Annotated in this window: 24 protein-coding genes; 18 read left to right on the forward strand and 6 right to left on the reverse strand. The window is 73.0% G+C overall.

Features of this window, described 5'->3' with window-relative positions:
* Window positions 1-147: 147 nt before the first annotated feature.
* The 4 genes from AB0A74_RS10965 to AB0A74_RS10980 are packed head-to-tail and all read left to right on the forward strand — an operon-like array spanning window position 148 to window position 2912.
* A complete protein-coding gene (locus AB0A74_RS10965; RefSeq protein ID WP_358248642.1) occupies window positions 148-1797 on the forward strand; it encodes a glycosyl hydrolase family 28-related protein in 1650 nt (549 codons plus the stop codon).
* 9 nt (window positions 1798-1806) lie between these two features.
* Window positions 1807-2184: a sterol carrier family protein gene (locus tag AB0A74_RS10970; RefSeq protein ID WP_358248643.1), complete on the forward strand. Its 378-nt coding sequence runs from the start codon at window positions 1807-1809 to the stop codon at window positions 2182-2184.
* Between the two features lie 14 nt (window positions 2185-2198).
* Window positions 2199-2543 (forward strand): hypothetical protein, encoded by a 345-nt coding sequence (locus AB0A74_RS10975; protein WP_358248644.1) that lies wholly within the window; start codon window positions 2199-2201, stop codon window positions 2541-2543.
* A 33-nt stretch (window positions 2544-2576) separates the two neighbouring features.
* Entirely contained in the window at window positions 2577-2912 is a 336-nt protein-coding gene (locus AB0A74_RS10980; protein ID WP_358248645.1) for a hypothetical protein, read from the forward strand.
* Window positions 2913-2916: 4 nt separating this feature from the next.
* Here the strand turns inward: AB0A74_RS10980 and AB0A74_RS10985 are convergent, their stop codons facing one another.
* Both AB0A74_RS10985 and AB0A74_RS10990 read right to left on the reverse strand, forming a co-directional pair.
* On the reverse strand, window positions 2917-4899 hold the full coding sequence (locus AB0A74_RS10985) for an alpha/beta hydrolase (protein ID WP_358248646.1): 1983 nt from the start codon (window positions 4897-4899) through the stop codon (window positions 2917-2919).
* Window positions 4896-5201 carry a hypothetical protein gene (locus tag AB0A74_RS10990; protein WP_358248647.1) on the reverse strand — a complete coding sequence of 102 codons (306 nt, stop codon included), beginning with the start codon at window positions 5199-5201 and terminating at the stop codon, window positions 4896-4898. The genes AB0A74_RS10985 and AB0A74_RS10990 overlap by 4 nt, the downstream gene beginning before the upstream one ends.
* A 153-nt stretch (window positions 5202-5354) precedes the next feature.
* Here AB0A74_RS10990 and AB0A74_RS10995 point away from each other — a divergent pair, with 153 nt between their 5' ends.
* The 7 genes from AB0A74_RS10995 (at window position 5355) to arfB (ending at window position 11289) form a co-directional block, all read left to right on the forward strand.
* Entirely contained in the window at window positions 5355-6083 is a 729-nt protein-coding gene (locus AB0A74_RS10995) for a maleylpyruvate isomerase N-terminal domain-containing protein (RefSeq protein ID WP_358248648.1), read from the forward strand.
* Between the two features lie 104 nt (window positions 6084-6187).
* Entirely contained in the window at window positions 6188-7708 is a 1521-nt protein-coding gene (gene purF, locus AB0A74_RS11000; RefSeq protein WP_358248649.1) for an amidophosphoribosyltransferase, read from the forward strand.
* 33 nt (window positions 7709-7741) lie between these two features.
* The gene (purM, locus tag AB0A74_RS11005; RefSeq protein ID WP_343934053.1) at window positions 7742-8803 is read left to right on the forward strand and encodes a phosphoribosylformylglycinamidine cyclo-ligase; all 1062 of its coding nucleotides are present in this window, start codon (window positions 7742-7744) and stop codon (window positions 8801-8803) included.
* A 43-nt stretch (window positions 8804-8846) separates the two neighbouring features.
* The gene (locus AB0A74_RS11010) at window positions 8847-9524 is read left to right on the forward strand and encodes a hypothetical protein (protein WP_358248650.1); all 678 of its coding nucleotides are present in this window, start codon (window positions 8847-8849) and stop codon (window positions 9522-9524) included.
* A gap of 53 nt (window positions 9525-9577) precedes the next feature.
* A complete protein-coding gene (locus AB0A74_RS11015) occupies window positions 9578-10072 on the forward strand; it encodes a SigE family RNA polymerase sigma factor (protein WP_358248651.1) in 495 nt (164 codons plus the stop codon).
* The gene (locus AB0A74_RS11020) at window positions 10069-10854 is read left to right on the forward strand and encodes a hypothetical protein (RefSeq protein WP_358248652.1); all 786 of its coding nucleotides are present in this window, start codon (window positions 10069-10071) and stop codon (window positions 10852-10854) included. The genes AB0A74_RS11015 and AB0A74_RS11020 overlap by 4 nt, the downstream gene beginning before the upstream one ends.
* Window positions 10855-10863: 9 nt before the next feature.
* Window positions 10864-11289 (forward strand): alternative ribosome rescue aminoacyl-tRNA hydrolase ArfB, encoded by a 426-nt coding sequence (gene arfB, locus AB0A74_RS11025; protein ID WP_358248653.1) that lies wholly within the window; start codon window positions 10864-10866, stop codon window positions 11287-11289.
* Window positions 11290-11309: 20 nt separating this feature from the next.
* On the opposite strand, the gene AB0A74_RS11030 is transcribed toward arfB, so the two are convergent.
* Together AB0A74_RS11030 and AB0A74_RS11035 are read right to left on the reverse strand one after the other, a co-directional pair.
* Window positions 11310-11978 carry a response regulator gene (locus tag AB0A74_RS11030; protein WP_343934057.1) on the reverse strand — a complete coding sequence of 223 codons (669 nt, stop codon included), beginning with the start codon at window positions 11976-11978 and terminating at the stop codon, window positions 11310-11312.
* Entirely contained in the window at window positions 11975-13513 is a 1539-nt protein-coding gene (locus tag AB0A74_RS11035) for a sensor histidine kinase (RefSeq protein WP_358248654.1), read from the reverse strand. Before AB0A74_RS11035 ends, AB0A74_RS11030 begins: the two co-directional genes overlap by 4 nt.
* A 133-nt stretch (window positions 13514-13646) precedes the next feature.
* On the opposite strand from AB0A74_RS11035, the gene AB0A74_RS11040 reads away from it, so the two are divergent.
* The 4 genes from AB0A74_RS11040 (at window position 13647) to AB0A74_RS11055 (ending at window position 19843) form a co-directional block, all read left to right on the forward strand.
* A complete protein-coding gene (locus tag AB0A74_RS11040) occupies window positions 13647-14663 on the forward strand; it encodes a tripartite tricarboxylate transporter substrate binding protein (RefSeq protein WP_358248672.1) in 1017 nt (338 codons plus the stop codon).
* Complete coding sequence (locus AB0A74_RS11045; protein ID WP_343934059.1) at window positions 14660-15175, forward strand: tripartite tricarboxylate transporter TctB family protein; 516 nt, start codon at window positions 14660-14662, stop codon at window positions 15173-15175. The genes AB0A74_RS11040 and AB0A74_RS11045 overlap by 4 nt, the downstream gene beginning before the upstream one ends.
* Window positions 15175-16704, forward strand: coding sequence for a tripartite tricarboxylate transporter permease (locus AB0A74_RS11050; RefSeq protein WP_358248655.1), 1530 nt, complete (start codon window positions 15175-15177; stop codon window positions 16702-16704). Before AB0A74_RS11045 ends, AB0A74_RS11050 begins: the two co-directional genes overlap by 1 nt.
* Before the next feature lie 91 nt (window positions 16705-16795).
* On the forward strand, window positions 16796-19843 hold the full coding sequence (locus AB0A74_RS11055; RefSeq protein WP_358248656.1) for an RNA polymerase sigma factor: 3048 nt from the start codon (window positions 16796-16798) through the stop codon (window positions 19841-19843).
* 102 nt (window positions 19844-19945) lie between these two features.
* On the opposite strand, the gene AB0A74_RS11060 is transcribed toward AB0A74_RS11055, so the two are convergent.
* Window positions 19946-21436, reverse strand: coding sequence for a CoA-acylating methylmalonate-semialdehyde dehydrogenase (locus AB0A74_RS11060; protein WP_358248657.1), 1491 nt, complete (start codon window positions 21434-21436; stop codon window positions 19946-19948).
* A complete protein-coding gene (locus AB0A74_RS11065; RefSeq protein WP_358248658.1) occupies window positions 21433-22434 on the reverse strand; it encodes a LacI family DNA-binding transcriptional regulator in 1002 nt (333 codons plus the stop codon). The genes AB0A74_RS11060 and AB0A74_RS11065 overlap by 4 nt, the downstream gene beginning before the upstream one ends.
* A gap of 139 nt (window positions 22435-22573) precedes the next feature.
* Here AB0A74_RS11065 and AB0A74_RS11070 point away from each other — a divergent pair, with 139 nt between their 5' ends.
* The 3 genes from AB0A74_RS11070 to AB0A74_RS11080 are packed head-to-tail and all read left to right on the forward strand — an operon-like array spanning window position 22574 to window position 25466.
* The gene (locus AB0A74_RS11070; protein ID WP_358248659.1) at window positions 22574-23584 is read left to right on the forward strand and encodes a Gfo/Idh/MocA family oxidoreductase; all 1011 of its coding nucleotides are present in this window, start codon (window positions 22574-22576) and stop codon (window positions 23582-23584) included.
* Entirely contained in the window at window positions 23581-24462 is an 882-nt protein-coding gene (locus tag AB0A74_RS11075; RefSeq protein WP_358248660.1) for a TIM barrel protein, read from the forward strand. The genes AB0A74_RS11070 and AB0A74_RS11075 overlap by 4 nt, the downstream gene beginning before the upstream one ends.
* A 2-nt stretch (window positions 24463-24464) precedes the next feature.
* Window positions 24465-25466, forward strand: a complete 1002-nt coding sequence (locus AB0A74_RS11080; protein ID WP_358248661.1) for a sugar ABC transporter substrate-binding protein — start codon at window positions 24465-24467, stop codon at window positions 25464-25466.
* The last annotated feature ends 10 nt before the right edge of the window (window positions 25467-25476 follow it).

Genomic DNA, 25476 nt, shown 5'->3' on the forward strand with positions numbered 1-25476 from the left:
GGTCGGGTCGGCGCGTCCCGTATGCGCGCCCGGCGCCCGGTTCGGCGGGTTTCCTGCGCGCGCCCGGCCCCCGGGTCTGGCGTTCGGGTCGTTCCTGGGGTTTGATCTGGTCACCGCTGCCGCCCCCTTGCACGAGGAGACGGCCAGATGACCATCGAGCGACGGCAGTTCCTGATCGGATCCGGAGCGGCCCTACTCGGTAGCGCGGTGTTCGCCGGCACCGCGCGAGGCTCGGCACCCGCACCCGCCGACCTGTGGCGGGAGTTCGCGGCCGACCCGAACGCCCACCCGCGCATCCCCAACGTCGCCTTCGCCGGCTACCGGACCGGGCAACGCCCGCCCCGCCCCGCCGTGCGCGCCAACGTCCTGCGCTACGGCGCCAAGCCGGACGGTTCCGCCGACGCCTCCGCCGCCGTCAACCGGGCCATCGAGGACGTCGGCCGGCGCGGCGGTGGCACGGTGCTGCTGCCCGCCGGGACCTACCGCATCGACGACATCGTCCGCGTCGGCTACTCGAACGTCGTCCTGCGCGGCGTCGGCAGTGCCCGCACCACGCTGTTCGCCACGCGCTCGCTCGAAGAGGTCGTCGGGATCAACCGCAGCCGGTACGGCGGCGCCAGTTCCGCGTGGAGTTGGAGCGGTGGGCTGGTGTGGGTGTGCCACCGCGACCGGTACCGCGCGCTGGTCGACGCGATCCGCGCGCAGCGCTGGCCGTTCGAAGGCTGGACCGGCAACGGCGGTGACGAGAGCACCGAGCTGACGAGGATTGTTGAACACGCGGATCGTGGAACGTGTGACCTCACCGTCGCCGACGGGTCGGAACTCCGCGCCGGGCAACGGGTCCTGCTCCAACTGGACGACGACGGCGAGCACGGGCTGTTCAAGCACATGTGCGGCGACATCCCGGGCACGCAGACCTACAAGTGGAGCGACAAGACGAAACTGTTGTCGTACAAGCCTTTCCTGTGGCCGGTCCGCATCGAATCGGTGCGCGGCAACAAGGTCCGCCTGGTCCAACCGCTGCCCCTGGACGCCCGCCCGTCCTTCAACCCCCGCCTGACCACGCTCGCGCCGCCGATCACCGGCGCCGGCGTCGAGGGCCTGACGATCCGCATGGTGAAGACGGCCCGCCCGGCCCACTTGCAGGACAAGGGGTACAACGGCCTGGCGTTCCAGTGCGCCTGGGACTGCTGGGCCGACGACGTGTCCGTTGTGGACAGTGACAACGGGTTCCTCCTGGTGTCCGCCAAGGGTGTTTCGCTGCTGAACACCCGCGTCGAGGGCCGGGGTCAGCACCACTCGTACGCTTGCCGCGAGCAGTCGCACGACAACCTGGTGCAGGACTTCGCAATCGGCGCCTTCACCGAACCGCCCACGCCCGGGTCCGGCCACCACGGCATCAACGTGGAAGGCCTGTCGTGCGGCAACGTCTGGTCGCGCGGGCGGATGGACGCGGGCACGTTCGACACGCACCGCGGCCTGCCGTTCGCCAACGTCCGCACCGAGATCACGATCCGCAACGACGGCGCGCACGGCGGTTCGGCGGACGCGGGACCGTTGTACGGGGCGAGGTTCACGCACTGGAACGTGACCGTCACCAACGGCCGGGCGGGCTGCGTGAAGATCGACCACGTGGCACCGCTGAGCGCCACGGTCGGCATCAGCGAGGTCACCGAGTTCGGCCAGATCGACAAACCGGACTTCACCGGCCCCCTGAACGCGGCCCTGGAGTCCTACGGCACCCCGGTCGAGCCCCGCAACCTGCACCAGGCCCAACGCGCCCTGCGCCACCGCTAACCTGGTCGGATGCCGCCCAAGCCCGTCGACCCGACCGAGCTGCGCACCGCCGTGGCCGCCGTGATCCCCTGGCTGACCGGGGAAGCGGACAAACCGGACCGCCCGGTCCTGGCCACGGCGGTGAAGCTCAGCCTGCGCACCCTGGAACAGCTCGCCCCGGGCCGCAGCGTCGAGGTGCGGGTCCCGCCATTCGCGGCAGTCCAGTGCGTAGCCGGCCCCCGCCACACCCGAGGCACCCCACCGAACGTGATCGAAACCGACCCGGAAACCTGGCTCCTCCTGGCCACAGGCCGCCTGGAGTGGTCCCAGGCCCTGGAGGCCGCGCGGGTGACCGCATCCGGCAGCCGAGCCGACCTCTCCACCCTGCTCCCGGTCGTCCGGATCTGACTAAGCTCGACCGGGTGAAGGCGCTCAAGGCGGTCGCCGCCATCCTCGCGGTCGGAACGGTCCTCGCCGGGTGCGGCAGCAGCGAGTGGGAGGGCGACGTCCGCTTCAAGGTCACCAAGGTCACCAAGGACGAAGTGCTGGTGTCCGGCCAGAAGTGGGAGGGTCAGCTCTCCCTGGAACTCGCCCAGGACCAGCCGTCCGGCGCGGCGCCCATCACCGGGGGTTTCGTCCGGCTTGACGAGGCGCCCTCCGGCGTCGAGGTCGGCGACACCCTGGTCTGCAAGGTGAAGCAGCGCGACGAGAGCAAGCTCGACGACGCCGAGGGCGTGCAGTCCATCAGTTCGTGCCGCAAAGCCTGAGCGCAGCGCGGGCAGCCGGCTAACGTCTGCCCCGTGAAGGCGTTCAAGATCGGCGCGCCGCTGTTGGTGGCCGGCTCGCTGCTCACCGGGTGCAGCGAGTGGACGGGCGAGATCCGGTTCAAGGTCGTCCGCATCCACCCCGCGTACGAGAGCGTCGGTCAGACGCGCCCGCCCTACGTCGTGATGGAGCCGGACCGGGAGCAGCCCGAGGGACTGCCCCCGATCACCACCGAGGGCGCGAACATCGACCAGTTCCCGCCCGACATCGAGGTCGGCGACGTGGTGCTCTGCCACCACCGCCGCTGGGACGACAACGGCCTCGATGGCATCGACCCCCAGGACGAGACCGGGCCCTGCCGCCGACCCTGACCGGTCAGAACCAGGAACCGACCGTCCGGTCCCAGGCGCCCTTCGCGCCTTCCACGATGTCCCGGCCACCCTCGACGACGTCACCGACACCGCCGACCACGACGTCCAGGCCGTCGCTGACGATCTCCTTGCCGGTGTTGACCAGGCCGGTGCCCGCGTTCGACCAGTTGCCGTTCCACGCCTCGCGGCCGGCGTTGTAGAGGCCGGACCCCGCGTCGGTCACCAGGTCGGCCGCGCCGACGGCCGTGCCGCTCACCGCGTCGAGCACCGGCCCGACGACCGGGATGTGCGAGCCGGGCAGCGAGGGGCCGACCGGGTTGTCGTGCCACTTCTGCTCGGTCACCGAGGCGCCGTCGCCATTGGCGATCCGGGCCAGGTTCTGCACCGACTCCGAGCCCTTGTCGTAGTAGGCGGAGTGGGCGTGGTCGATCATGGACGAGTCGGAGGTGCCGAACACCTTCGCGCCGAAGCGGTCGTCGTACGGGCCGATCGACGAGCCGTCCCGGGTGAACCAGCTCGAACTGGTGCCCTGGACCACCGGGTCGTGCTCGGTCGCGCCGGCGTAGACGTGGCCGGGACCCACCGAGAGCTGGCTGACGTTGGACGCGCCCACGCCCGGCGAGCCGACGAAGGCGATGTCGTCGGCCGCGAGGCCGTTCATGCCCGCGTAGCCGACCGTGGTGGAGCCGTAGGAGTGGCCGATCACCGTGAGGTGCTGGCGGTTGCCGGCCGCCTCGGCGGCGGCGCGGTAGCCGTTGACGTCTGCCACGAGGTTCGCACCACCCTCGCGGGCCTGCGCCGGGTTGTCGACCTCGCCGGGCGCCCAGCCGGGTGCGTCGTAGCCGAGCCACTGGATGGTGGCGTTGCCGTTCGGGCCCATCGCCTCGCGCAGGTTGGCGGCCTGGCCGACGGAGAAGCTGTCCAGCTCGGAACCGGTGCCCGGCACGCACACGGCGAGGTTCTTGGCCGTGTCGGGGTCGCCGTAGGCGATGGCCATGCCGCCATCGCCGCGCGGGCCGTACGGGTCGTAGGCGAGCACCCGGACGTCGCTTGCGTTCCAGCCCTTCTCCCCGGCGATCCGCGTGGCATCACGGAGGCTGGATTCGGCCTTGGCGGCGTTGTCCGCCTTGGTGGCCGCTTCCTGCCGCTGCTCCGAGAGCGACGCGTACTGCGGGTCGTTCATGAGCTTGTTCAGGTCTTCGGACTTGTTCGGGTCGAGACCCAACTCGCGTGCGCGGGCGTCCATCTGCGACTGGAGCTGGTCGCGCTCCGCGCCGAAGCGCTGGATGTCGTCCTTGATGCGGGCACGGTTCGCCTGGTCGAGCACACCGGAGGGCAGGCCGCGGAGTTGACCCAGTTCCTGGAACTTCGTGCGCAGGAGTTCGTCCTGCTGTTCCTTCGTCAGCGACTTCCACCACTCGGCGACCTTCTTCGGGTCGGTGCCCGGCGGCGGGACCGCAGCGGTGGTGCGCATGGCCTGGACGGCCGTGTTCCAGCCCGCGTCCTTCGCCGCGACTTCCTGGAAGGCCGGGCGGACGCCGGTCAGGGCCTTGGCGTACGAGCGCAGGACGTTCTCGTAGCTGTTCTTGACGTTGGTCAGCTGCTCGTTGACCTTGTTCGCCAGCTCCCGGGTCTGGGCCTCGTCCAGCGCCGGGGAGCGGCCGCGCCAGAAGTCGATGAGCTGGTCCGCGCTGCCGCGCATCTGCCCGTACGCGCGGGACGCGGCCTGGACGATGTCGATGCCCGCGCCCAGGCGTTCGCCGGCCACGGTGGCGGACTTCGTCGACAGGTCCGCCCGTGCGCCGAACTTCGTGGCGGACTCGCCCTGCCACGTGGCGGTCGCGGTCTGGCCGCCGGACGTGACGGCCTGGCTCGCGCGGCCGACCGCGCTCCGCGCGCCGCTGATGGGGTCCGCCGCGGCGGCCACTCGGCCCGCGTCGCCGGACGCGAGCTGCCCGTACAGGACCTCGGGGTCGACGTAGCTCACGCGAGGCCACCTTCCACGGTGCGGAACGAGTTCTGGGAGTCGTCGTCGGCGCGCTGGTAGGCGTCGGCGTTCTCGTTCAGGCCGTCGCCCGCGTCGCGGTACCAGGCGCTGCCGCGGCGCAGGTCGTCGGACTGCTCGCCGGCCCACTTGGCCAGGGCGTCGGCGAACTCGGCGGCGGCGGCGACCTCGCCCAGGGCACCCGCGTCCAGCCGCAGCATGGAGATCATCTCCGCGCCGTCGCCCGCCGCGTCCGCACCCTCGTGGAACTGCTTGGACGCCGCGCGCAACGTCTCTGGTCGCACACCGAACACGGTTCCCCACCCTTCGTGCCGCACAGCCGCTGGACCCTCCGACGCAGCACGATCATCCCCGGTTCCGCCCATCCCGGACGTCGATGCGGAACCATGTCCGCCGTGGCCGCGTCGGTAGGGCGGCACAGAACACCTGGAGGGGCGATGGGCGGCTGGAACCCGCAGCGGTGGACGGCGAAGTTCGAGGAGCAGGCCGCGATGTTCCGCGCGGCCGTGGGCGCGGCCGACCCCGAGGCCAAGGTGCCCAGCTGCCCCGGCTGGACGTTCACCGAGCTGACCCTGCACGTCGGCCGCTTCCTCCAGACCTCCCTCGAATACCTGCGCAGCGGCAGCACGGTCCGGCTCAACCTGCCCCCGGTGCCGCGGGACGTCGTCCCCCTCGACTACCTGGACGCGCAGCTCGCGCTGGCCGCCGAGGTGCTGCCCGCCGTCCCCGGCAACCGCCCCGCCTGGACGTTCTCGCCCGCCGCGCCCGACCTGGCGTGGGTGTGGCACCGCCGCATCGCCCACGAACTCGACCTGCGCCGCTGGGACGCCCAGGCCGCCCTGCGCGAACTGGTCGCCGGCGACACCGACTTCGCCGTGGACGGCATCGAGGAGTCCCTGGGCACCCTCCTGGCCGCCAAGTACGCCACCGACGTCCCGCCGACCGCCAAGGGCGCCGCGTTCGTGCAGCTCACCGACGTCCCCGAGGCGTGGGTGGTCACCCTGGAGCCCGGCGTGGTTCCCGAGCTGCGGGCCGCGTGGCCGGGTGAGGAGACCGACCTCCAGATCACCGGCGAGGCGCAGATCGTCCACTACGGGCTCTGGGGCCGGCTGCCGCTCAAGACCACCGGTGACCAGAGCCTGCTCAGCGTGATCAAGCTGGACTGACGGGGTGTGCTTGCTCACGTCCGACGGGTGCTGATGGGGGTGGTTCACCCCCCGTTCGCCTTACACTCGGTGTGCAGCCCGCCCGCGTCGCTAGGGAGCACTCGGTGGTCACCGACCAGTCAGCAGCCGGCCGCACCGATACCGAGCAGGAGCCCCGCGAGGAATGCGGGGTGTTCGGTGTCTGGGCGCCAGGCGAAGAGGTCGCCAAACTCACCTACTACGGCCTGTACGCGTTGCAGCACCGCGGGCAGGAAGCCGCCGGCATCTCCGTCGGCGACGGCAGCCAGGTCGTCGTTTTCAAGGACCTGGGCCTGGTCAGCCAGGTGTTCGACGAACAGGTGCTGTCCAGCCTGCGCGGCCACGTCGCCGTCGGGCACTGCCGCTACTCCACGACCGGCTCCACCACGTGGGAGAACGCCCAGCCCACCTTCCGCACCACGGCGACCGGCTCCGGCCTGTCGCTGGGCCACAACGGCAACCTGGTGAACACCGCCGAGCTGCTGAGCCGCGCCCGCGAGCTGGGCGTGGACACCAGCCACGGCGCGACCACCGACTCGGACCTGGTGTGCGGGCTGCTCGCGGCGCAGGCCGCGGACATCGGCATCGAGCAGGCCGCCATGCAGCTCCTGCCGACCCTGCGCGGCGCGTTCTGCCTCGCCTTCTCCGACGAGTCCACCCTCTACGCGGCGCGCGACCCGCACGGCGTGCGCCCGCTGGTGCTGGGCCGGCTGGAGCGCGGCTGGGTCGTGGCCAGCGAGACCGCCGCCCTGGACATCGTGGGCGCGTCGTTCGTCCGCGAGGTCGAGCCGGGCGAGCTGATCGCGATCGACGAGAACGGCCTGCGGTCGTCCCGGTTCGCCAACCCCGAGCCCAAGGGCTGCATCTTCGAGTACGTCTACCTGGCCCGCCCGGACACCACGATCGCCGGCCGGTCCGTGCACGCCACCCGCGTCGAGATCGGCCGCCGCCTGGCCCAGGAGCACCCGGTGGAGGCCGACCTGGTCATCCCGGTGCCCGAGTCCGGCACTCCGGCCGCCATCGGCTACGCGCAGGCCTCCGGCATCCCCTACGGGTCCGGCCTGGTCAAGAACGCCTACGTGGGCCGCACGTTCATCCAGCCGTCGCAGACCATCCGGCAGCTGGGCATCCGGCTCAAGCTCAACCCGCTGCGCGACGTCATCCGCGGCAAGCGCCTGGTCGTCGTGGACGACTCGATCGTGCGCGGCAACACCCAGCGCGCCCTGGTCCGCATGCTGCGCGAGGCCGGCGCGGTCGAGGTGCACGTCCGGATCGCGTCCCCGCCGGTGAAGTGGCCGTGCTTCTACGGCATCGACTTCGCCTCCCGCGCCGAGCTGATCGCCAACGGCCTCGACGACGACGGCATCCGCCGCTCCATCGGGTCCGACTCGCTGGGCTACGTGTCGTTGGAGCAGCTCGTCGCGGCCACCGAACAGCCCCGCACGCGGCTGTGCTCGGCCTGCTTCGACGGCGAGTACCCCATCCCGCTGCCCGAGGACGCCCTGATCGGCAAGCACCTGCTGGAGGGCATCCGGGGCGTGGCGGGCTCGGCGGCTCCCGTTCTGGCGAACGGGTACGGTGCCGAGGACGCTTTGCGGCGTCCCTGACAGACCTGCCCGCACAACATGAGAGCCAGTGACGTGACCGACACCCCCAAGGCCACTTACGCCGCCGCCGGAGTCAGCATCACCGCAGGTGACGAGGCGGTGGAGAAGCTCAAGCCGTGGGCGGCGAAGGCGCAGCGGCCCGAGGTGCTCGGCGGCATCGGCGGGTTCGCGGGCCTGTTCAAGCTGCGCCTGGACCGCTGGAAGGAGCCGGTGCTCGCGTCGTCCACCGACGGCGTCGGCACCAAGATCGCGGTCGCCCAGGCGCTGGACAAGCACGACACCGTCGGCATCGACCTGGTCGCGATGGTCGTGGACGACCTGGTGGTGTGCGGCGCGGAGCCGCTGTTCCTGCAGGACTACATCGCCATCGGCAAGGTCGTGCCGGAGAAGGTCGCGGCGCTGGTCAAGGGCATCGCGGAGGGCTGCGTCCAGGCCGGCTGCGCGCTGCTGGGCGGCGAGACCGCCGAGCACCCCGGCCTGATGGGCGAGAACGACTACGACATCTCCGGCACCGGCGTGGGCGTGGTCGAGGCGTCCGCGATGCTCGGGCCGGACCGCGTGCGGCACGGCGACGTCGTCATCGCGATGGGGTCGTCCGGACTGCACTCGAACGGGTACTCCCTGGCCCGGCACGTGCTGCTGGACATCGGCCGCATGCCGCTGTCCGGGCACGTGGAGGAGTTCGGCCGCACCCTCGGCGAGGAGCTGCTGGAGCCCACCCGCATCTACGCCAAGGACTGCCTCGCGCTGGCCGCGGAGGCCGAGGTGCGGACGTTCGCGCACGTCACCGGCGGAGGCCTGGCCGCGAACCTGGCGCGCGTGCTGCCCGAGGGCCTGCACGCCACCCTCGACCGCGGCACCTGGACGCCCGCGCCGGTGTTCCAGATGATCGCCCAGCGCGGCCGGGTGGAGCGCGAGGAGATGGAGAAGACGTTCAACATGGGCATCGGCATGGTCGCCGTCGTGTCCCCGGAGGACGTCGACCGCGCCCTGGCCGTGCTGACCGCCCGCCACGTGCCCGCCTGGGTGCTGGGCGAGGTGACCCGGTCCGAGGACGGCGCGACCGCGCTCGTCGGTGATCACCCGAGGTTCTAGAAAACGACCATGACGCCCCGCGCCGTCCGGTTGGATGGCGGGGGTGTCGTGGGAGTCGATCGAGCGCTTCTCGTGGTTGGCGGGCATCTTCAGCGCGGTGGTCGCGCTGGTCGCGGCGGTCCTGGCGGCTCGGACGGCCAAGGCGTCCTCGCGCGACTTCGTGAAGGTCCTCGCGCTGGCCACGGACAAGCCGGAACTGCTGGCCGAGTTCGAGGCCGAAGAGCGCCGGCGGGACGAGGCGCTGCGCAAGCGGCTGCGGGCGGTGACGGCGGCGGCCGGCGCCGCGGTGGTCCTGATCCTCTCCGCCTACGCCATCGGCCGGCTGCTGCCCGACCGGGCGGCGGTCGAGGTCGTCGGCGGCGACCGGCCGCGCACCGCGGACCAGTGCTTCCAGCTCAACGACTCCACCGTGTGCCAACAGGTGCACCGCTACGAGCTGGCGGCGGGCGGGAAGGTGGAGACCCGGTTCGCCGCCGTCGACCGGCGGGGGCCGCGGGACGGGGTCGCGCGGCTGTCGGTTGCCCAGCGCGGCTGCGCCGCGGCCGTGCGGTGGCGGGTGACCGTGGACGGGGTGGCCGTCGGCGCCGGCGAGCCGATCGAGCGGGTGGAGTTCCCGCTGGTCAGCGGCCGGGAGTTCGTGTTCGCCGCCGAACGGGGCCCCGGCGGGGACTGCGCCCGCGTCGAGCTGGACGTGGACGCCTGGATGTCGTTCGACGGGTGAGGCAACCCCGCGCGGTCCCGGTCCCGTATTGACCGGCGACCGAGGGAGGGCGAGTGGAACGCGACCGCGAGTTCGCCGAGTTCGTCGCAGCCCGCGCGCTGGTGCTGCGGCGGACCGCGTACCTGCTGTGCGGGGACTGGCACCGGGCGGAGGACCTGGTGCAGACCGCGTTGACCAAGCTGTACGTGGCGTGGCCCCGGATCCGCCGGGACGGCGGGCTGGACGCCTACGCGCGCAAGATCCTGGTCCGCGCGGCCATCGACGAGTCGCGGCGCGGGTTCCGCAGCCGGGAGACGGTGGTGGAGCGGCTGCCGGACACGCCCGTGACCGGCGCCGGCCACGCCGACCTGGACGTCCGGGAGGCGTTGGCGGCCCTGCCGAAGGGGCAGCGCGCCGTCGTGGTCCTGCGCTACTGGGAGGACCTGAGCATCACCGAGACCGCCCGTCTCCTCGGTCGGTCCGAGGGCACCGTGAAGAGCCAGGCGGCGAAGGGCTTGGCCACGCTGCGGGAACTTCTCGGCCGCCACGTCTTCGAGGAGCAGCGATGAGCGACATCAAGCAGGCCCTGGAAACCGCGTTCGACGGCGAGCCCCCGCTCACCCTCGACGTGCCGAAGATCATGAAGGCCGGCCGGCGGCGCGTGGCCGTGCGCCGCGCCGCGACCGGCGTCGCCGTCCTGGCGACCGTCACCGCCGTGTGCGTGCCCGCCATGCTCGGGTCCAGCGGGGGCGGCGGCTCGGTGGAGGTGGGGGCGTCCTCGGCGTCCCCGCCGCTGACCACCGCGGCCCCGCCGTCGTCGCCGGCGAACGAGTCGTCCCCCACCGAGACGGTGAAGCCGGGCACCACCGGGTCACCGCCCACGATGCCGCGGGCCGAGCCGCCGCGGCCGGTGACGGACGAGCGGGCCGGACAGCTCACGGCGCTGCTCGCCGCGTCGGGCGTGTTGCCGGAGGGCGCGCGGGTCGACCCGATCGCCGGCGACCCGATGACGCCGTGGACGTTCGCCGCGTCCGGCAACCAGTACAAGTCGGTCACCGACGTGACGACGTCGGCGGGCCGGGGCATGGTGCTGATCTACCTCATGCCGGGTGACCTGCCGAAGTGCTCACCGGGCTGCCGGGTGTACCGGCAGCCCGACGAGCGGGAGGTGTTCGTCAGCACCAGCGAGTGGAACGGCATCAAGCTCACCCTGGCGGACGTGGCCATCCCGGGCGGCTGGGTGCACGTCCAGGTGTCGAACAGCAGCGACAAGGCCGTGGGCGACGGCGGTCAGCCGCTGACCGAGGACCAGGCGGTAAAGCTCGCGGCGATCCCCGGCCTGACGTTCTAACCTGGTCGGGTGGGCGAGGACCTGGTGGTGACGCGGACGCTGGTGGTGCCGGCGGCCGAGTTGAGCGAGCGCTTCTCCAGGTCCTCCGGCCCCGGCGGCCAGGGCGTGAACACGGCGGACAGCCGGGTCGAGCTGTCGTTCGACCTGGCGTCCTCGCCGGCCGTCCCGGAACACCTGCGCGACCGCATGCTGGCCAGGCTGGACAACCGGCTGGTGGACGGGGTGCTGACCATCGCGGCCAGCGAGTTCCGCACCCAGCTGAAGAACCGCCAGGCGGCCCGTGAACGGCTGGTCCGGTTGCTGCGCGACGCGGCGGCGCCCCCGCCGCCCAAGCGGCGGCCCACCAAGCCGACCAAGGGCTCGCAGGAACGCCGGATCGCGGAGAAGAAGCGCCGCGCCCAGACCAAGCAGGGCCGCACCGGCCGCTGGGACTAGCTCCCGCGCGGCGTCGGCGGTCAGCCCAGCCAGACGTACTGCCGCTCGGGTCGGCCCGTGCCGCCGTACCGCAGCCGCACCTCGGCCTTCCCGATCGCCACGAAGTGCTCCAGGTACCGCCGGGCCGACACCCGGGCCAGCTCGGTCGCCTCCGCGCACTCCGACGCCGACACCCCGCCCGGCCGCTCCCGCAGCACCCGTTCCACCAGCGCCGCGGTCGGCGGGCTCAACCCCTTGGGCAACCGGGCCGCGGACGTCGGCCGCGCCCCGAAGACCTGGTCCACGTCCGCCTGCCCGGCCGACGCCAACCGGCCCAGCCGCCGGTCCAGGGCCGCGAAGTGCGCCAACTGGTCGCGTAGCGCGGCGTACTCGAACGGCTTGATCAGGTAGTGCAGCACCCCGCCGCGCATGGCGCTGCGCACGGTCTCCACGTCCGTCGCCGCCGTGATCACGATGACGTCCACCTCGTCCGGCCCGGACCGCAGCTCGCGCAGCACGCCCAGCCCGTCCAGGTCCGGCAGGTAGATGTCCAGCAGCACCAGGTCCGGCCGCTGCTCCCGCACCAGCCGCAGCGCGTCCGCCCCGGTGTGCGCGACGCCGACGACCTCGAAGCCCGGCGTCCGCGCCACGTATCCACTGTGGACCTTCGCGACCATGAAGTCGTCGTCCACCACCAGGACCCTGATCACACCGCCACCTCCACGGGCAGCCGCGCGGTGAACACGGCGCCGTCCACGCGGACGGAACCGCCGCGCCGCAAGCAGGTCTGCCGGATCAGCGCCAGCCCCAGGCCCCGGGAACCCTGTTCCGCCGCCTTGGTGGTGAAGCCGTGGCGGAACACCTCCTCGGCCAGCTCCGGCGCGACGCCCGGCCCGGAATCCCGGACCACCACGAGGACTTCGCCGTCCACCTGGCGCACGGACACCTCGATCCAGCCCTGCTCGGTCAACGCGTCGAGGGCGTTGTCCACGAGATTGCCCAGCACCAGCACGAGATCCGTCGACAGCACTTCGTCCACAGTGGACAGCCGACTGCCCGGGTCCAGGCGCAGGCCGATGCCGCGTTCCGCCGCCAGGCTCGACTTCGCGATGAGCAGCGCCGCCACCGCCGGGTCGGCGACGCGGGACGACACCTCCGCCCGCCACCGGCCCTGCGCCCCGCTGATCCGGCTGATGAAACCGCGCACCTCGTCGTACTCGCCCAGCTCCACCAGGCCCGCGATGGTGTGCAGGCGGTTGCTGAACTCGTGCGCCTGGGCGCGCAGGGTGTCCGTGGCGTGCCGGCTCGCGTCCAGCTCGTCCTGGAGCGTTCTGAGTTCCGTCCGGTCGCGGAGGGTGACGACCGAGCCGTGCACGTCGAGGGGCATGCGGTTCAGTGTGAGGACCCGGCCCTCGCCCAGCGCCACCTGGTCGGCTCCGGTGACGCGGCCGGTCAGGACGTCGCGCAGCCGCTCGTCCACGCCCAGGTCGGCCACCGAGCGGCCCACGGCGTCGTCGGGCAGGTTGAGCAGCTCGCGGGCGTGGTCGTTGACCAGGGTCACGCGGTGTTGCGGGTCCAGCGCCACCACGCCCTCCTTGATGCCGTGCAGCAACGCCTCGCGGTACTCGACCAGGGCGGTGATCTCGTGCGGTTCCAGGCCCAGGGTCTGGTTCTTCACCCGGCGCGCCAGGAGCAGCGAGCCGGCCACGCCGATCACCAGCGCCACGCCGAGCAGGCGCAGCGCGTTGTCCGGCGAGTCGAGCACACCCTCCCAGAACCCCGGGGCCTGCTGCCCGGCGGCGACCAGGCCGATGACCTGCCCGCCGTCACCGATGACCGGCACGTGCGCGACGGTCGCCCCGCCCAGCTCGCCCACCCACGAGCGGCCGGCCAGGGCGGTGCTGTCGCCCAGTTCCAGCGGTTCGCCGACCTGGCCCGGGTCGGGCGAGGTGAGCACCTCGCGGTCCGCGCCGGCGATGACCACGTAGCTCGCGCCGGACAGGCTCTGCGCGGTCGTGGCGAACGGGGCCAGCGCGTAGTGCCGCAGCGGGTCGGCCAGGGAGGCGCGGACCCCGGCGGTGGCGGCGGTGTCCTCGGCCACGGACAGCATCCGGCGTCCCTCGGTCGTGCGGAAGTTCGCCCCCGCCTGGACGACGGACAGCACGCCGACCGCGCAGAGCAGCGCCACGACCACTACGAGTTGCCACACGAGCAGTTGGCGCGCCAGCGACCCACGTCCACCCATGGGCACCTCCGTGACCACAACGACCAAAAAAACCTCTAGGCGCGCAAGCGGGACTTCCCTGTTTACACGAGTGCAACATGTCCAACCACGCGGAAGAGAGGCGGGGATCACAGTGTCGTCACCGACCACCGACATGCCGTCCGAGCGGCTGTCCGGCCGGCCCTCGGGACGGTGGAGGGGCCGGCTCGCGGTGGCCGCCGCGCTCGCGGTCGTCGTGCTGGTGCCGCCGCTGCTGACCTCCGGCGCGGACGGCGGCGGGGCCACCCTGCGCGGGTTGCGCGTGCTGGTGCCCAACTCGCCGGGCGGCGGGTACGACGTCACCGCGCGCACCGCCGCGAAGGCCATGGAGGACGCCGAGCTGATCCGCAACGCCGAGGTGTTCAACCTGCCCGGCGCGGGCGGCACCGTCGGCCTGGGCCGGACGGTCAACGAGCGCGGCAACGGCAAGCTCGTCATGTCGATGGGCCTGGGCGTCGTCGGCAGCGTCTACACGAACAAGTCGCCGTCGTCGCTGCTGGACACCACGCCGATCGCGAAGCTGATCGAGGAGCCGGACATCGTCGTGGTCGGCAAGGACTCGCCGTACCGGACGCTGGCCGAGCTGGTCGCGGCGTGGAAGGCGGACCCCGGCGCGGTGCAGGTGGGCGGCGGGTCGTCGCCGGGCGGGCCGGACCACCTCGCGCCGATGCTCATCGCGAAGGCCGTGGGGCTGGCGCCCAGGCAGGTCAACTACATCCCGTTCGACGGCGGCGGCGAGCTGCTGGCGTCCGTGCTGGGCGGGAAGGTCGCGTTCGGCGTGTCCGGGGTGGGCGAGTACCGCGACCAGATCGAGGCCGGGCAGATCCGCGTGCTGGCGGTGACCAGCGGGCAGCGGGTGCCCGGGGTGGACGCGCCCACGCTGCGCGAGGCGGGCGTGGACGTCGAGTTCACCAACTGGCGCGGCGTGGTCGCCCCGCCGGGGGTGTCCGACGCCGACCGCGCCCGGCTGGTGGAGCTGTTCACGGACCTGCACGCGACCCCGCAGTGGCGGGAGGCGTTGACGCGCAACGGGTGGACCGACGCCTTCACGCCCGGCGCGGAGTTCGGGGCCTTCCTGCGAGAGGAGAACGAGCGAGTGGCCACGGTGCTGAAGGACTTGGGGCTGGCATGACGACACAAGCGCGGTCCCGCCGGTCGTGGTGGCGGGACCACTCGGAACTGGGCATCTGCGCCGTCCTGGTGGCGCTGGGCGGGTTGGTCCTGGTGGACGCGATCCGCATCCCGACCGACTTCGCGCAGCGCGGCCCGGTGGGCCCGAAGGCGGTGCCGGTCGTGGTCGGCGTTGCGCTGGTCGTGGTCGCGGTCCTGCTCGCGCGGGACGTCCTGCGCGGCGGCCGGGGCGAGGCCGAGGGCGGTGAGGACGTGGACCTGTCCGCGCCCGCCGACTGGCGCACGGTCCTCCTGCTGTGCGGGGCGTTCCTGGCCAACGCCGCGCTCATCGGCGTGGTCGGGTTCCCGATCTCCGGCGCGGTCCTGTTCTGGGGCGCGGCCTACGCGCTGGGCAGCCGCCACCCCGTCCGCGACCCGCTGATCGCCGCCGGGCTGTCGGTGCTGACGTTCGTGCTGTTCAACAACCTGCTCGGCGTTCCCCTGCCCGGCGGTCCGCTGGTGGGGGTGCTGTGATGGACGTCTTCGGCAACCTCCTGGAGGGGTTCGCGACCGCGCTGACCCCGACCCACCTGGCGCTGGCCGCGCTGGGCGTCCTGCTCGGCACGGCGATCGGCGTGCTGCCGGGCATCGGGCCGGCGATGGCCGTGGCCCTGCTGCTGCCGGTCACCTACGGCCTGGAGCCGACCGGCGCGTTCATCATGTTCGCCGGCATCTACTACGGCGGCATGTTCGGCGGCTCGACCACGTCGATCCTGCTCAACACCCCGGGCGAGAGCGCGGCGGTGGTCGCGGCGATCGACGGCAACCCGATGGCCCGCGGGGGCAGGGGTGCGCAAGCGCTTGCCGCGGCCGCCATCGGGCACTTCGTCGGCGGCGTCATCGGCACGACCCTGCTCGTGCTGCTGGCCCCCACGGTCGCGAAGTACGCCGTGGACATCGGCGCGCCGGACTTCTTCGCGATCATGGTGCTGGCGTTCATCGCCGTCACCTCCGTGCTGGGCGCGTCCCGCGTGCGGGGGTTCGCGTCCCTGCTCATCGGCCTCACCATCGGCCTGGTCGGCCTGGACGAGATGACCGGCCAACAGCGGCTCACGTTCGGCTCGCTGCACCTCGCGGACGGCGTGGACGTCGTCGTGGTCGCGGTGGCGCTGTTCGCGGTCGGCGAGTCGCTGTGGGTCGCCGCGCACCTGCGGCGCACGGCGGGCGAGGCCATCCCGGTGGGTCGGCCGTGGTTGCACCGCGCGGACGTGAAGCGGGCGTGGAAGCCGTGGCTGCGCGGGCCGTTCATCGGGTTCCCGTTCGGCGCGGTCCCGGCCGGCGGCGCGGAGATCCCGACCTTCCTGTCGTACGTGACCGAGAAGCGGCTGTCCAAGCACCGCGACGAGTTCGGCAAGGGCGCGATCGAGGGCGTGGCGGGGCCGGAGGCGACGGCGTCCGCCTCGGCCGCGGGCACGCTGGTGTCGATGCTGACCCTGGGCCTGCCGACGACGGCGGTGGCGGCGGTCATGCTGGCGGCGTTCCAGCAATACGGCATCCAGCCCGGCCCGCTGCTGTTCCAGCGCGAGTCGGCGCTGGTCTGGGGCCTGATCGCGTCGCTGTTCATCGGCTTGGTGCTGCTGCTGGTGCTGAACCTGCCGCTCGCGCCGGTGTGGGCGAAACTGCTGCGCATCCCGCGGCCGTACCTGTACGCGGGCATCCTGTTCTTCGCGAGCGTCGGCGCGTACGCGGTGAACGCGGACGTGTTCGACCTGTTGGTGATGTTCGTGATCGGCCTGCTCGGCTTCGCGATGCGCCGCTACGGCCTGCCCGTGCTGCCCGCGATCATCGGCACCATCCTCGGGCCGGCCGCCGAGCAGCAGATGCGGCGGGCGCTGCAGCTGTCCGACGGTTCGCTCGGAGGGCTGGTGAACACCCCGTTCTCGATCGCGGTGTACGCCGTCGTGGTGGTCCTGCTGGCGTGGCCGCTGGCGCGCCGCCTGGTCCGCGGGCCCGCGCCGGCCGCGGCGTCGCCGCAGGTCGAGCGGGAGAAGGTGGACGCGTAGGAGGAGATCCGCCGGAACCGGGGAGATCCCGGTTCCGGCACGCACGTCCCCACCGGAGGTAACACGACCCCGACCGGTGGAGATGGTGTCGATGATGGCCCACGAGGACTTACCGCTCCTGGACCGACTGCGTGCCGGTGACGAGGCCGCCCGGCGCGAGCTCTTCGCGCGCTGCCAGGCCAAGGTCCGGCCGTTCTTCCGGGCCCGGGTGCGCCGGGCCGACGAGGTGGACGACCTGGTCGGCGAGGTCGTCGTGCGCGCCCTGGAGGGCCTGCGCAACGGGCAGGAGCCGCGCGAGCTGGACGCCTGGCTCACCGGCATCGCCCACAACCTGCTCAAGGCCCACTACACCGACACGGCCCGCCGGGACGACCGCGAGGTGCCCGACCGGGCCGTCGAACCCGACACCGACATCGAGGACCTGATGACCCGCGCCCGGGTCATGGACGTGCTGCGCGACGCCCTGCCCGGCGTGCCGGCCGGGCTGCGCCCGGTGATGGCCGCGCACATCCGGCTCACCGCCGAGCGCGGCCGGCTGGTGGTCGGCGCGGAGCTGGCCGAGGAGCTGGGCGTGCCGCGCGGCCAGGCCGACCGGCAGCTCCAACGCGCCCGCCGGGCCACCGAGAACGCCGTCACCTCCTACGTCATCGGGCACGTCGGCGCGCACCGGTGCGAGCAGCTCGCCGCCCTGGTCACCACCCCGTTCGACGCCCGGCAGTCCACGCTCGTGCTCGACCACGCGGCGCGGTGCGCGGTCTGCGGGGCGCGGCGGGCCGACGCGCGGGACTGCGCGCGGTGGGCGCTCGGCCCGGGGCTGATCGGGGTCGCGCACGACGACGAGCACCGGCGCACGGCGCTCGCGTTCTTCGGCCGGGGCACGGAGTTCGCGACCGCGCCGCCGCGGCTCCTCGGGTCGCTGGGGACGCGCGTGATGGGCTTGCCCGGCGTGGACGCGGCGGTCCGGGCGGCGCAGGAGAACCCGGCGCTCGTGCGGGTCGCGGCGGGCGCGATCGGGCTCGTCGCGGCGGCGGTGATCGCCGTGCTGGCCACCCAGCCCGAGCGGGACGGGACCGTGGCGCTGCCGACGACGCAGGTCACCGCGCCGTTCGTGCCCACGCTGTCGACGGGGACCCCGCCGCAGGGCGCGCAACCCGTCGTCGCGCTCACCACCACCCGCCCGCCGGTCGCCCCACCGCCGCCGACCACCACGCGGCCGACGCCCGCCGCGCCGGCCCCGGAGTCGCCCGCGCCGCCCGTCACCGCCCCGACCTCGACCACGACGACGACCACCACGACGACGACCGAGTTGCCGCCGCCTCCGCCGCGCGCGCCGAAGTGGGCGTACGCGCGGGTCGAGCCGTGGCGGTCGCCGATCGGCGAGGAGACCGAGCTGTCCGGCACGTGGCAGTGGGGCACGCCGCGACCCGTCACCGTCACCCGCGAGGCCACCGGCGTCTACCGGCTGCGGTTCCCGGCGCAGGCGTCGGACACGGCGGTCGCGCACGCCACGGTCACCTTCTACGCGGTGGCCCGCCCCGTCGGCTGCGTCGTGCGGGACAACCGGGAGGACGGCGCGGACCAGGTCGTCGTGGTCGCCTGCGCCGAAGGCGGCACGCCGGCCGACACGCGGTTCACCGTGCTGCTGGCCGAACCCGCGCCGGGCGCCGCGGTCGTCGGGCCGGACGCGCCCGTCCGCCGGACCGGCGTGGGTCGCTACGAGGTGGACCTGCCCGCCGGGAACGGCACCGGTTATACCCAGGTCACGCCGTACGGGTCGGACTTCGCGCGCTGCCAGTCGTCCGGCGTTCGGGGGCGGACGCTGCGCGTGCACTGCGACCGCGACACCCGGTGGGCCGCGACCCACGTCGAGGGCGTGGCGCTCGCCGGGGTGGGCGCGTACGCGCAGACCACGGGCACCGCGCCGGACCTGCGCATCGACACCGCCCGTTCGTACAACAACACCGGCGGCGCGTTCACGGTGCACCGCTTGGGCGTCGGCCAGTACCGCGTGCTGGTGCGGGGCGTCGGGACGTGGGGTGGCACGGCGTTCTCCGGCGCGACCGACTCCGGGTACTGCCACACTCAGTGGTGGCACACGTTCGCGCACCCGTTGGGTGAGGTGTGGGTGGACGTGCAGTGCGTGGACGACACGGGAGCGTTGGCGGACAAGCACTTCGGCATCGCGACGATCCGCCCGCCGTTCGCCGCCGGCGAGCAGCCCGGTCCGCGGCACCCGGTGGACCCGGGCCCGAGCCGGCCGGGGTGGGGCTACGCGCAGGTCCACCAGCACACGACCGCGCTGGGCGTGCCGGCGCAGCTGAACCCGAACCACCAGTGGTCCACGTGGGGCGGCTACCTGCCGGGCAACGACCACTGGTGGGCGCGGAAGACGAGCGTCCTGCGGACCGGCGTCGGCGAGTACACCGTGCGCATGCCGGGCCTGGCCGCTTCACCGGTGGCGCACGTGACGCCGCACTCCCAGGCCGCCGACGTGTGCGTCGTGCGGGACCAGCGGGTGGACGGCGACGACGCCCTGGTCGGCGTGAACTGCTACGGGGTCGCGGGGACGCCGAAGAACCTGGCGTTCCACGTGTACGTGGGTGGTGGTCCGGCTGTGACGTCCGCGCAGGCGACCCGGCTGGGCGTGGGCGAGTACGAGGTGCCCGCGAGTGCCGGTCACGCGCAGCTGACGGCCACCGGCGGCTTCGCCCGCTGCCGGCACACCGTGGGGTCGGGGACGCTTCGGGTGTCGTGCGACCGGGACACGACGTGGCAGGTGAGCTTCACGGACACCGGGCTGCACGGTGACGCGGTGCCGGCTGGGCACTTGGCGGTCGAGCCGGGCGGGGCGGTGGCGCGGTCGTTCAGCACGACCGGCGAGGTGCCTTCGGTGGTGCGGACGAACGTGGGCCGGTACACGGTGAAGTACACGACGCTCGGGTTCCGGACCAGGGTGTGGCCGACGGACACGGTGCAGGTGAGCGTGCTGGGCGGCGAGGTGCGGACCTGCTCGGTGGCGGCGCTCAACGGCTACATGACGCGCGGGGCGGTGGAGCTGAGCGTGTGGTGCTTCGACCCCACGGGCCGCCCGGCGGACACGGCCTTCGCCCTCGCTTACGTCCGCCCCCCGGACCGCTGACCGAGCCGTCCCCGCCACCCGACCACGCCCGCCCGCGGCTGCTCGCCGCCCGCCGACCGGCCGCCCGCCGACCGCCGCCGCCCGCAGATCGACCGACCGTGATCAGCCGTGCGTCGGGAAGCCCAGGTCCACGCCGTGCTGGCGCGGCCACCGGGCGGTGATCGCCTTGGCCCGCGTGTAGAACCGGACGCCCTCCGCGCCGTGCACGTGGGTGTCGCCGAACAGCGAGTCCTTCCACCCGCCGAACGAGAAGTACGCCATCGGCACCGGGATCGGCACGTTGATCCCGACCATGCCCACGTGCACCCGCCGCTGGTACTCCCGCGCGGCCAGCCCGTCACCGGTGTAGACGGCGGTGCCGTTGCCGTAGGGGTTGGCGTTGACCAGCGCCACCGCGTCCTCGAACGTCGGCACCCGCACCACGCCCAGCACGGGCCCGAAGATCTCGTCCCGGTACACCGACATCTCCGGCGTCACGTGGTCGAACAGCGTCGGCGCGAGCCAGAACCCGCCCTCGTGCCCGTCGGGCGCGTACCCGCGGCCGTCCACGACCAACGAGGCGCCTTCCGCCACGCCGGCGTCCACATAGGACTGAACGCGGTCGCGGTGCGTGCCCGTCACCAACGGACCCATCTGCGCCCGCGGATCGGTGCCGGGCAACGTCACCAGCTCGCGCGTCCGCGCGGCGATCTTCTCCACCAGGGCGTCCCCGACGTCCCCGACCGCGACGACCACCGAGATCGCCATGCACCGCTCGCCCGCGCTGCCGTACCCGGCCGACACCGCCGCGTCCGCCGCCACGTCCAGGTCCGCGTCCGGCAGCACGACCATGTGGTTCTTCGCGCCGCCCAACGCCTGCACCCGCTTGCCCGCCGCCGTTCCACGCGCGTACACGTGCTTGGCGATCGGCGTGGACCCGACGAACGACACCGCCGCCACGTCCGGGTGGTCCAGCAGGGCGTTCACCGCGACCGCGTCCCCCTGCAACACGGTGAGCACGCCGTCGGGCAGCCCGGCCTCCCGGAACAGCTCCGCCAGCCGCACCGACGCGGACGGGTCGCGCTCGGACGGCTTGAGCACGAACGCGTTCCCCGCCGCGATCGCCACCGGGAACATCCACATCGGCACCATGACCGGGAAGTTGAACGGCGTGACGCCCGCGACCACGCCCAGCGGCTGGCGCAGCGAGTACGCGTCCACCCCGCGCGACACCTGCTCGGCGTGCTCGCCCTTGAGCAGGTGCGGGATGCCGCAGGCGAACTCCACGACCTCCAGCCCGCGCTGCACCTCGCCGGCGGCGTCCGACAGCACCTTGCCGTGCTCCGCGGTGATCAGCGCGGCCAGCTCGTCGCGGTGCTCGTCCACCAGCTGCCGGAACCCGAACAGCACCCGGCTGCGCGTGGCCAGCGACGACTCGCCCCACCCGACCGACGCCTTCAGCGCCGACTCGACGGCCGCGTCCACGTCGGCCCGCTCGGCCAGGACCACCTGCCGCGCGACCTCCCCGGTGGCCGGGTCGAACACGTCCGACGTGCGCGTGGAGACGCCGGTGGTGCGGGCGCCGTCGATCCAGTGCGGGATGGTGGTGCTCAACGCGGACCTCCAGGTGCGGCGGTGGTGTTGCGGACGACGAGGGACGGGTGCAGCAGGTGCCGGACCGGCTCGGTGCGCTCGCCGCGCACGCGTTGCAGCAGCGCCTCGGCGGCCAGCCGGCCGAACTCGTTGCGCGGCTGGTCGATCGTGGTCAGCGAGACGTGCCGCAGGGCGGCCAGCGAGGTGTTGTCGTAGCCCACCACGGACACGTCGTGCGGCACGCGGAACCCGGCGTCCTCCAACGCCGAGATCGCGCCGACCGCGTTGAAGTCGTTGCAGCACACCAGGGCCGTCGGCACCGCACCGCCGCGCAGCAGCTCCTGCACGGCCTTCGCGCCGCCCGCGTCGGTGTACTCGCTGGCGACCACCCGGGGTGCCAGGCCGTGCGCCTCCATCGCGGCGAGGTAGCCCCGGCGGCGCGGTGCGGCCTGCGTGCCCTCGCCGCCGTCGAGGTGGGCGATCTCGGTGTGCCCCAACGACACCAGGTGGTCCACGGCCAGCCCGATGCCGCGTTCGCCGTCGTCGTTGATCGTGTCCACGGTGGACAGGCGCGACGACCGGGCCACCAGGACGACGGAGGTCTGGTCGGCCGCCGACTTGATCGCCGCCGACGGCACGACCGGCGAGAGCAGCGCGAGCCCGGCCGGCCGGAACGACAGCAGGCTCTGCACCGCGCGGCGCTCCCGGGCGGGGCTGCGCCCACCGGTGTTGATGATCAGGTCGAAGCCCTGCTCGCGGGCCACCGCGTCGAGGCCGTCCACGACCTCGGCGAAGAACGCGTTGTGCAGGTCGGACACCATCACGCCGAGCACGTGGGACGTTCGGCTGGCCAGCGAGCGGGCCATCGCGTGCGGCGAGTACCCCAGCTCCTCGGCGGCCTTCAGGACGGCGGCGCGCCGCTGGTCGCTCACTTTGGGTGAACCCCGCATCACCAGTGACACCAAGGCGCGGGACACCCCCGCACGTGCGGCGACGTCCTCCATCGTGGGCCTGACCACTGGCGCCTCCCCTCGCGTCCGACGGCCGCCGGAAAACCGGCCCTTGACTTCGGTGTGACGGAGGCTACAGCATTGGAGCGCTCCAACCAATAGAGCGCTCTAACGCAAAGCCCCTCCTACCAGGACGGAGACCCTCCGGATGCGGATCGGAGTTGCCGGAGTAGGCCGGATCGGCACCATGCACGCCACCAACCTGGCGGGGCTCGAACAGGTGGACGAGGTGCTGCTGTTCGACCCGGTCCCGGGCCGCGCCGCGCAGGCGTCGGCCGGCCTGCCGGGCACCAAGAGCGTGGACGACCTGGCCGAGCTGCTCACCGCGTGTGACGGCGTCCTGCTCGCGACGCCCACCACCACCCACCCCGCGCTGGTGCGCGAGGCGATCGCGGCGGGCGTGCCGACGCTGTGCGAGAAGCCCATCGCGAGCGACCTGGCCGAGATGGAGGAGCTGGTCGCGGAGGTGGAGAAGTCCGGCGTGGAGGTGCTGGTCGGCTTCCAGCGCCGCTTCGACCCGGCCGTGGCCGAACTGCACCGCCGCATCCGGGCGGGCGAGGTCGGCGACATCTACCTGGTGCGGGCGGTCGGAAACGACGCCGACCCGCCGGACTTCTCCTACCTGCCGCACTCCGGCGGCATCTTCCGCGACCTGCTCATCCACGACCTGGACGCCGTGCCGTGGCTGGTCGGGCAGCCCGTGGTGGAGGTGTACGCGTCCGGGTCGGTGCTGGTCGACCGGGCGTTCGCCGAGGCCGACGACGTGGACAACGCGGTCGTCCTGCTCAAGTTCGCGGGCGGCGCGCACGCCACGCTGGCCGGCGGCCGGCACGACCCGCTGGGCTACGACCACCGCATCGAGGTGCTGGGCAGCAAGGACTCCCTGACCGCCGGCCTCGACCCGCGCACCCCGCTGACCTCGCTGGAACCCGACGGCCCCCGCGCGCACAACGCCTACCCGGGCTTCCCCGAGCGCTTCCACCGCGCCTACCTCAACGAGATGGCGGTGTTCACCGACGTCGTGGCGGGCAGGGTGGCGAACCCGTCGCCGGCGCGGGAGAGTCTGATCAGCCTCCAGCTCGCCGAGGCGTGCGAGCGGTCGCGGCGGTCTGGTGCCCCGGTCCGCATCGACACCATCGACACGGAGGTGACGGCGTGAAGATCGCCGGTGCGCCCATCTCGTGGGGCGTCTGCGAGGTACCGGGGTGGGGCCGCGTCCTGGATCCCGAAACCGTTCTGGGCGGGATGGCCTCCCTCGGCCTGAAGGCCACCGAGTTGGGCCCGCCCGACTACCTGCCCTCGAACCCTGACGAGCTGCGCGAACTCCTGGACCGCCACGGTCTCCAGCTCGTCGGCGGGTTCCTCGCGGTCACCCTGCACACCGACGTCGAGTCCACCCTGGACGAGGCCGACCGGGTCGCCCGGCTGCTCGCCGCCGCCGGCGGGGACGTGCTGGTGCTGGCCGCCGCCACCGGTCTCGACGGCTACGACGACCGCCCCGCGCTCACCGACGACGAGTGGCGCACCCTGGTCGCCACCGCCGCCGAGGTCCGCGACACCGCCGCCCGCCACGGCCTGCGCACCGTCCTGCACCCCCACGTGGGCACGCACGTCGAGCGCACCGCCGAGGTCGAGCGGTTCCTCGCGGACTCCGACCTCCCGCTCTGCCTGGACACCGGCCACCTGCTCATCGGCGGCACGGACCCGGTCGAGCTGGCCCGCCGCCACCCCGAGCGGATCGGGCACGTGCACCTGAAGGACGTGCGGGCGGACATCGCCGCGACCGTGCGGTCCGGGGAGACCGGCTACACCGCCGCCGTCCGGCAGCGCATGTACGTGCCGCTGGGCGACGGCGACGTGGACGTGCAGGCGCTGGTGGCACTCCTGCGGGACCGGGGGTACACCGGCTGGCTCGTCCTGGAGCAGGACACCGCGCTCTCGGACACCGACCCCGCCGACACCCCCGTGCGGGACACCGCGCGCAGCCTCGCGCACCTCACCCAGTCCACCGGCTCGACCAACCCCAGCGAGGAGTGACGATGACGTCCGTTCGCTCTGTCCGGAAAGCCCTGCGCGTGGGCCTCGCGGCAGCGGGACTCGTGCTGTTGGCCGCGTGCAGCGGCCCCGGCGCGTCGAACCAGACCACCGACCAGCCGGGCACCGGCGCCGCGCAGCCCTCCGGCGACCTGCGCGTCGCGGTGATCTCGCACGGCACCGCGGGCGACGCGTTCTGGAACGTGGTGAAGAACGGCGCGACCGACGCGGGCAAGCAGCTCGGCGTGACCGTCGACTACAACTCCGACGGCGACCCCGGCCGCCAGGCCACCCTGATCGACAACGCGGTGTCCCAGAAGGTCGGCGGCATCGTGGTGTCGATGGCCAACCCGGACGCCCTCAAGACCTCGATCGAGAACGCCGTCAAGGCGGGCATCCCCGTCATCACCATCAACTCCGGCGGCGACAAGAGCGCCTCGTTCGGCGCGCTCGCCCACGTCGGCCAGGAGGAGAGCGTCGCCGGCGAGGAAGCCGGCCGCAAGCTCAAGGCGGCGGGCAAGACCAAGCTGCTCTGCGTGATCCACGAGGCCGGGAACGTCGGCCTCAACCAGCGCTGCGACGGGGCCCGCGCCGGCTTCGGCGGCACCGTCACAAACCTCCAGGTGGACATCAACAACCCGACCGACGTGGAGTCCCGCATCAAGGGCGCGCTGCAGACCGACCCGTCGGTGGACGCGGTGCTCGCCCTGAACCCGCAGGTGGCGGTCAGCTCGGTGAACGCGGCCAAGGGCGCGTCGTCCAAAGCGGCGGTGGCCACGTTCGACCTGAACTCCGACGTGACCGACGCGATCAAGTCCGGTGACGTGCTGTTCGCGGTCGACCAGCAGCAGTACGAGCAGGGCTACCTGCCGGTCGTGATGCTCAAGCTGTACCGGGACAACGCCAACACCGTCGGCGGCGGCAAGCCGGTGCTCACCGGGCCGGGCTTCGTGGACAAGTCCAACGTGGACAAGGTCGCCGAGTACGCCAAGCGCGGCACCAGGTAAGGGAGACGAC

The organism is Saccharothrix sp. NPDC042600 (assembly GCF_040647305.1).
Taxonomy (GTDB): Bacteria; Actinomycetota; Actinomycetes; order Mycobacteriales; family Pseudonocardiaceae; genus Actinosynnema; species Actinosynnema mutabilis.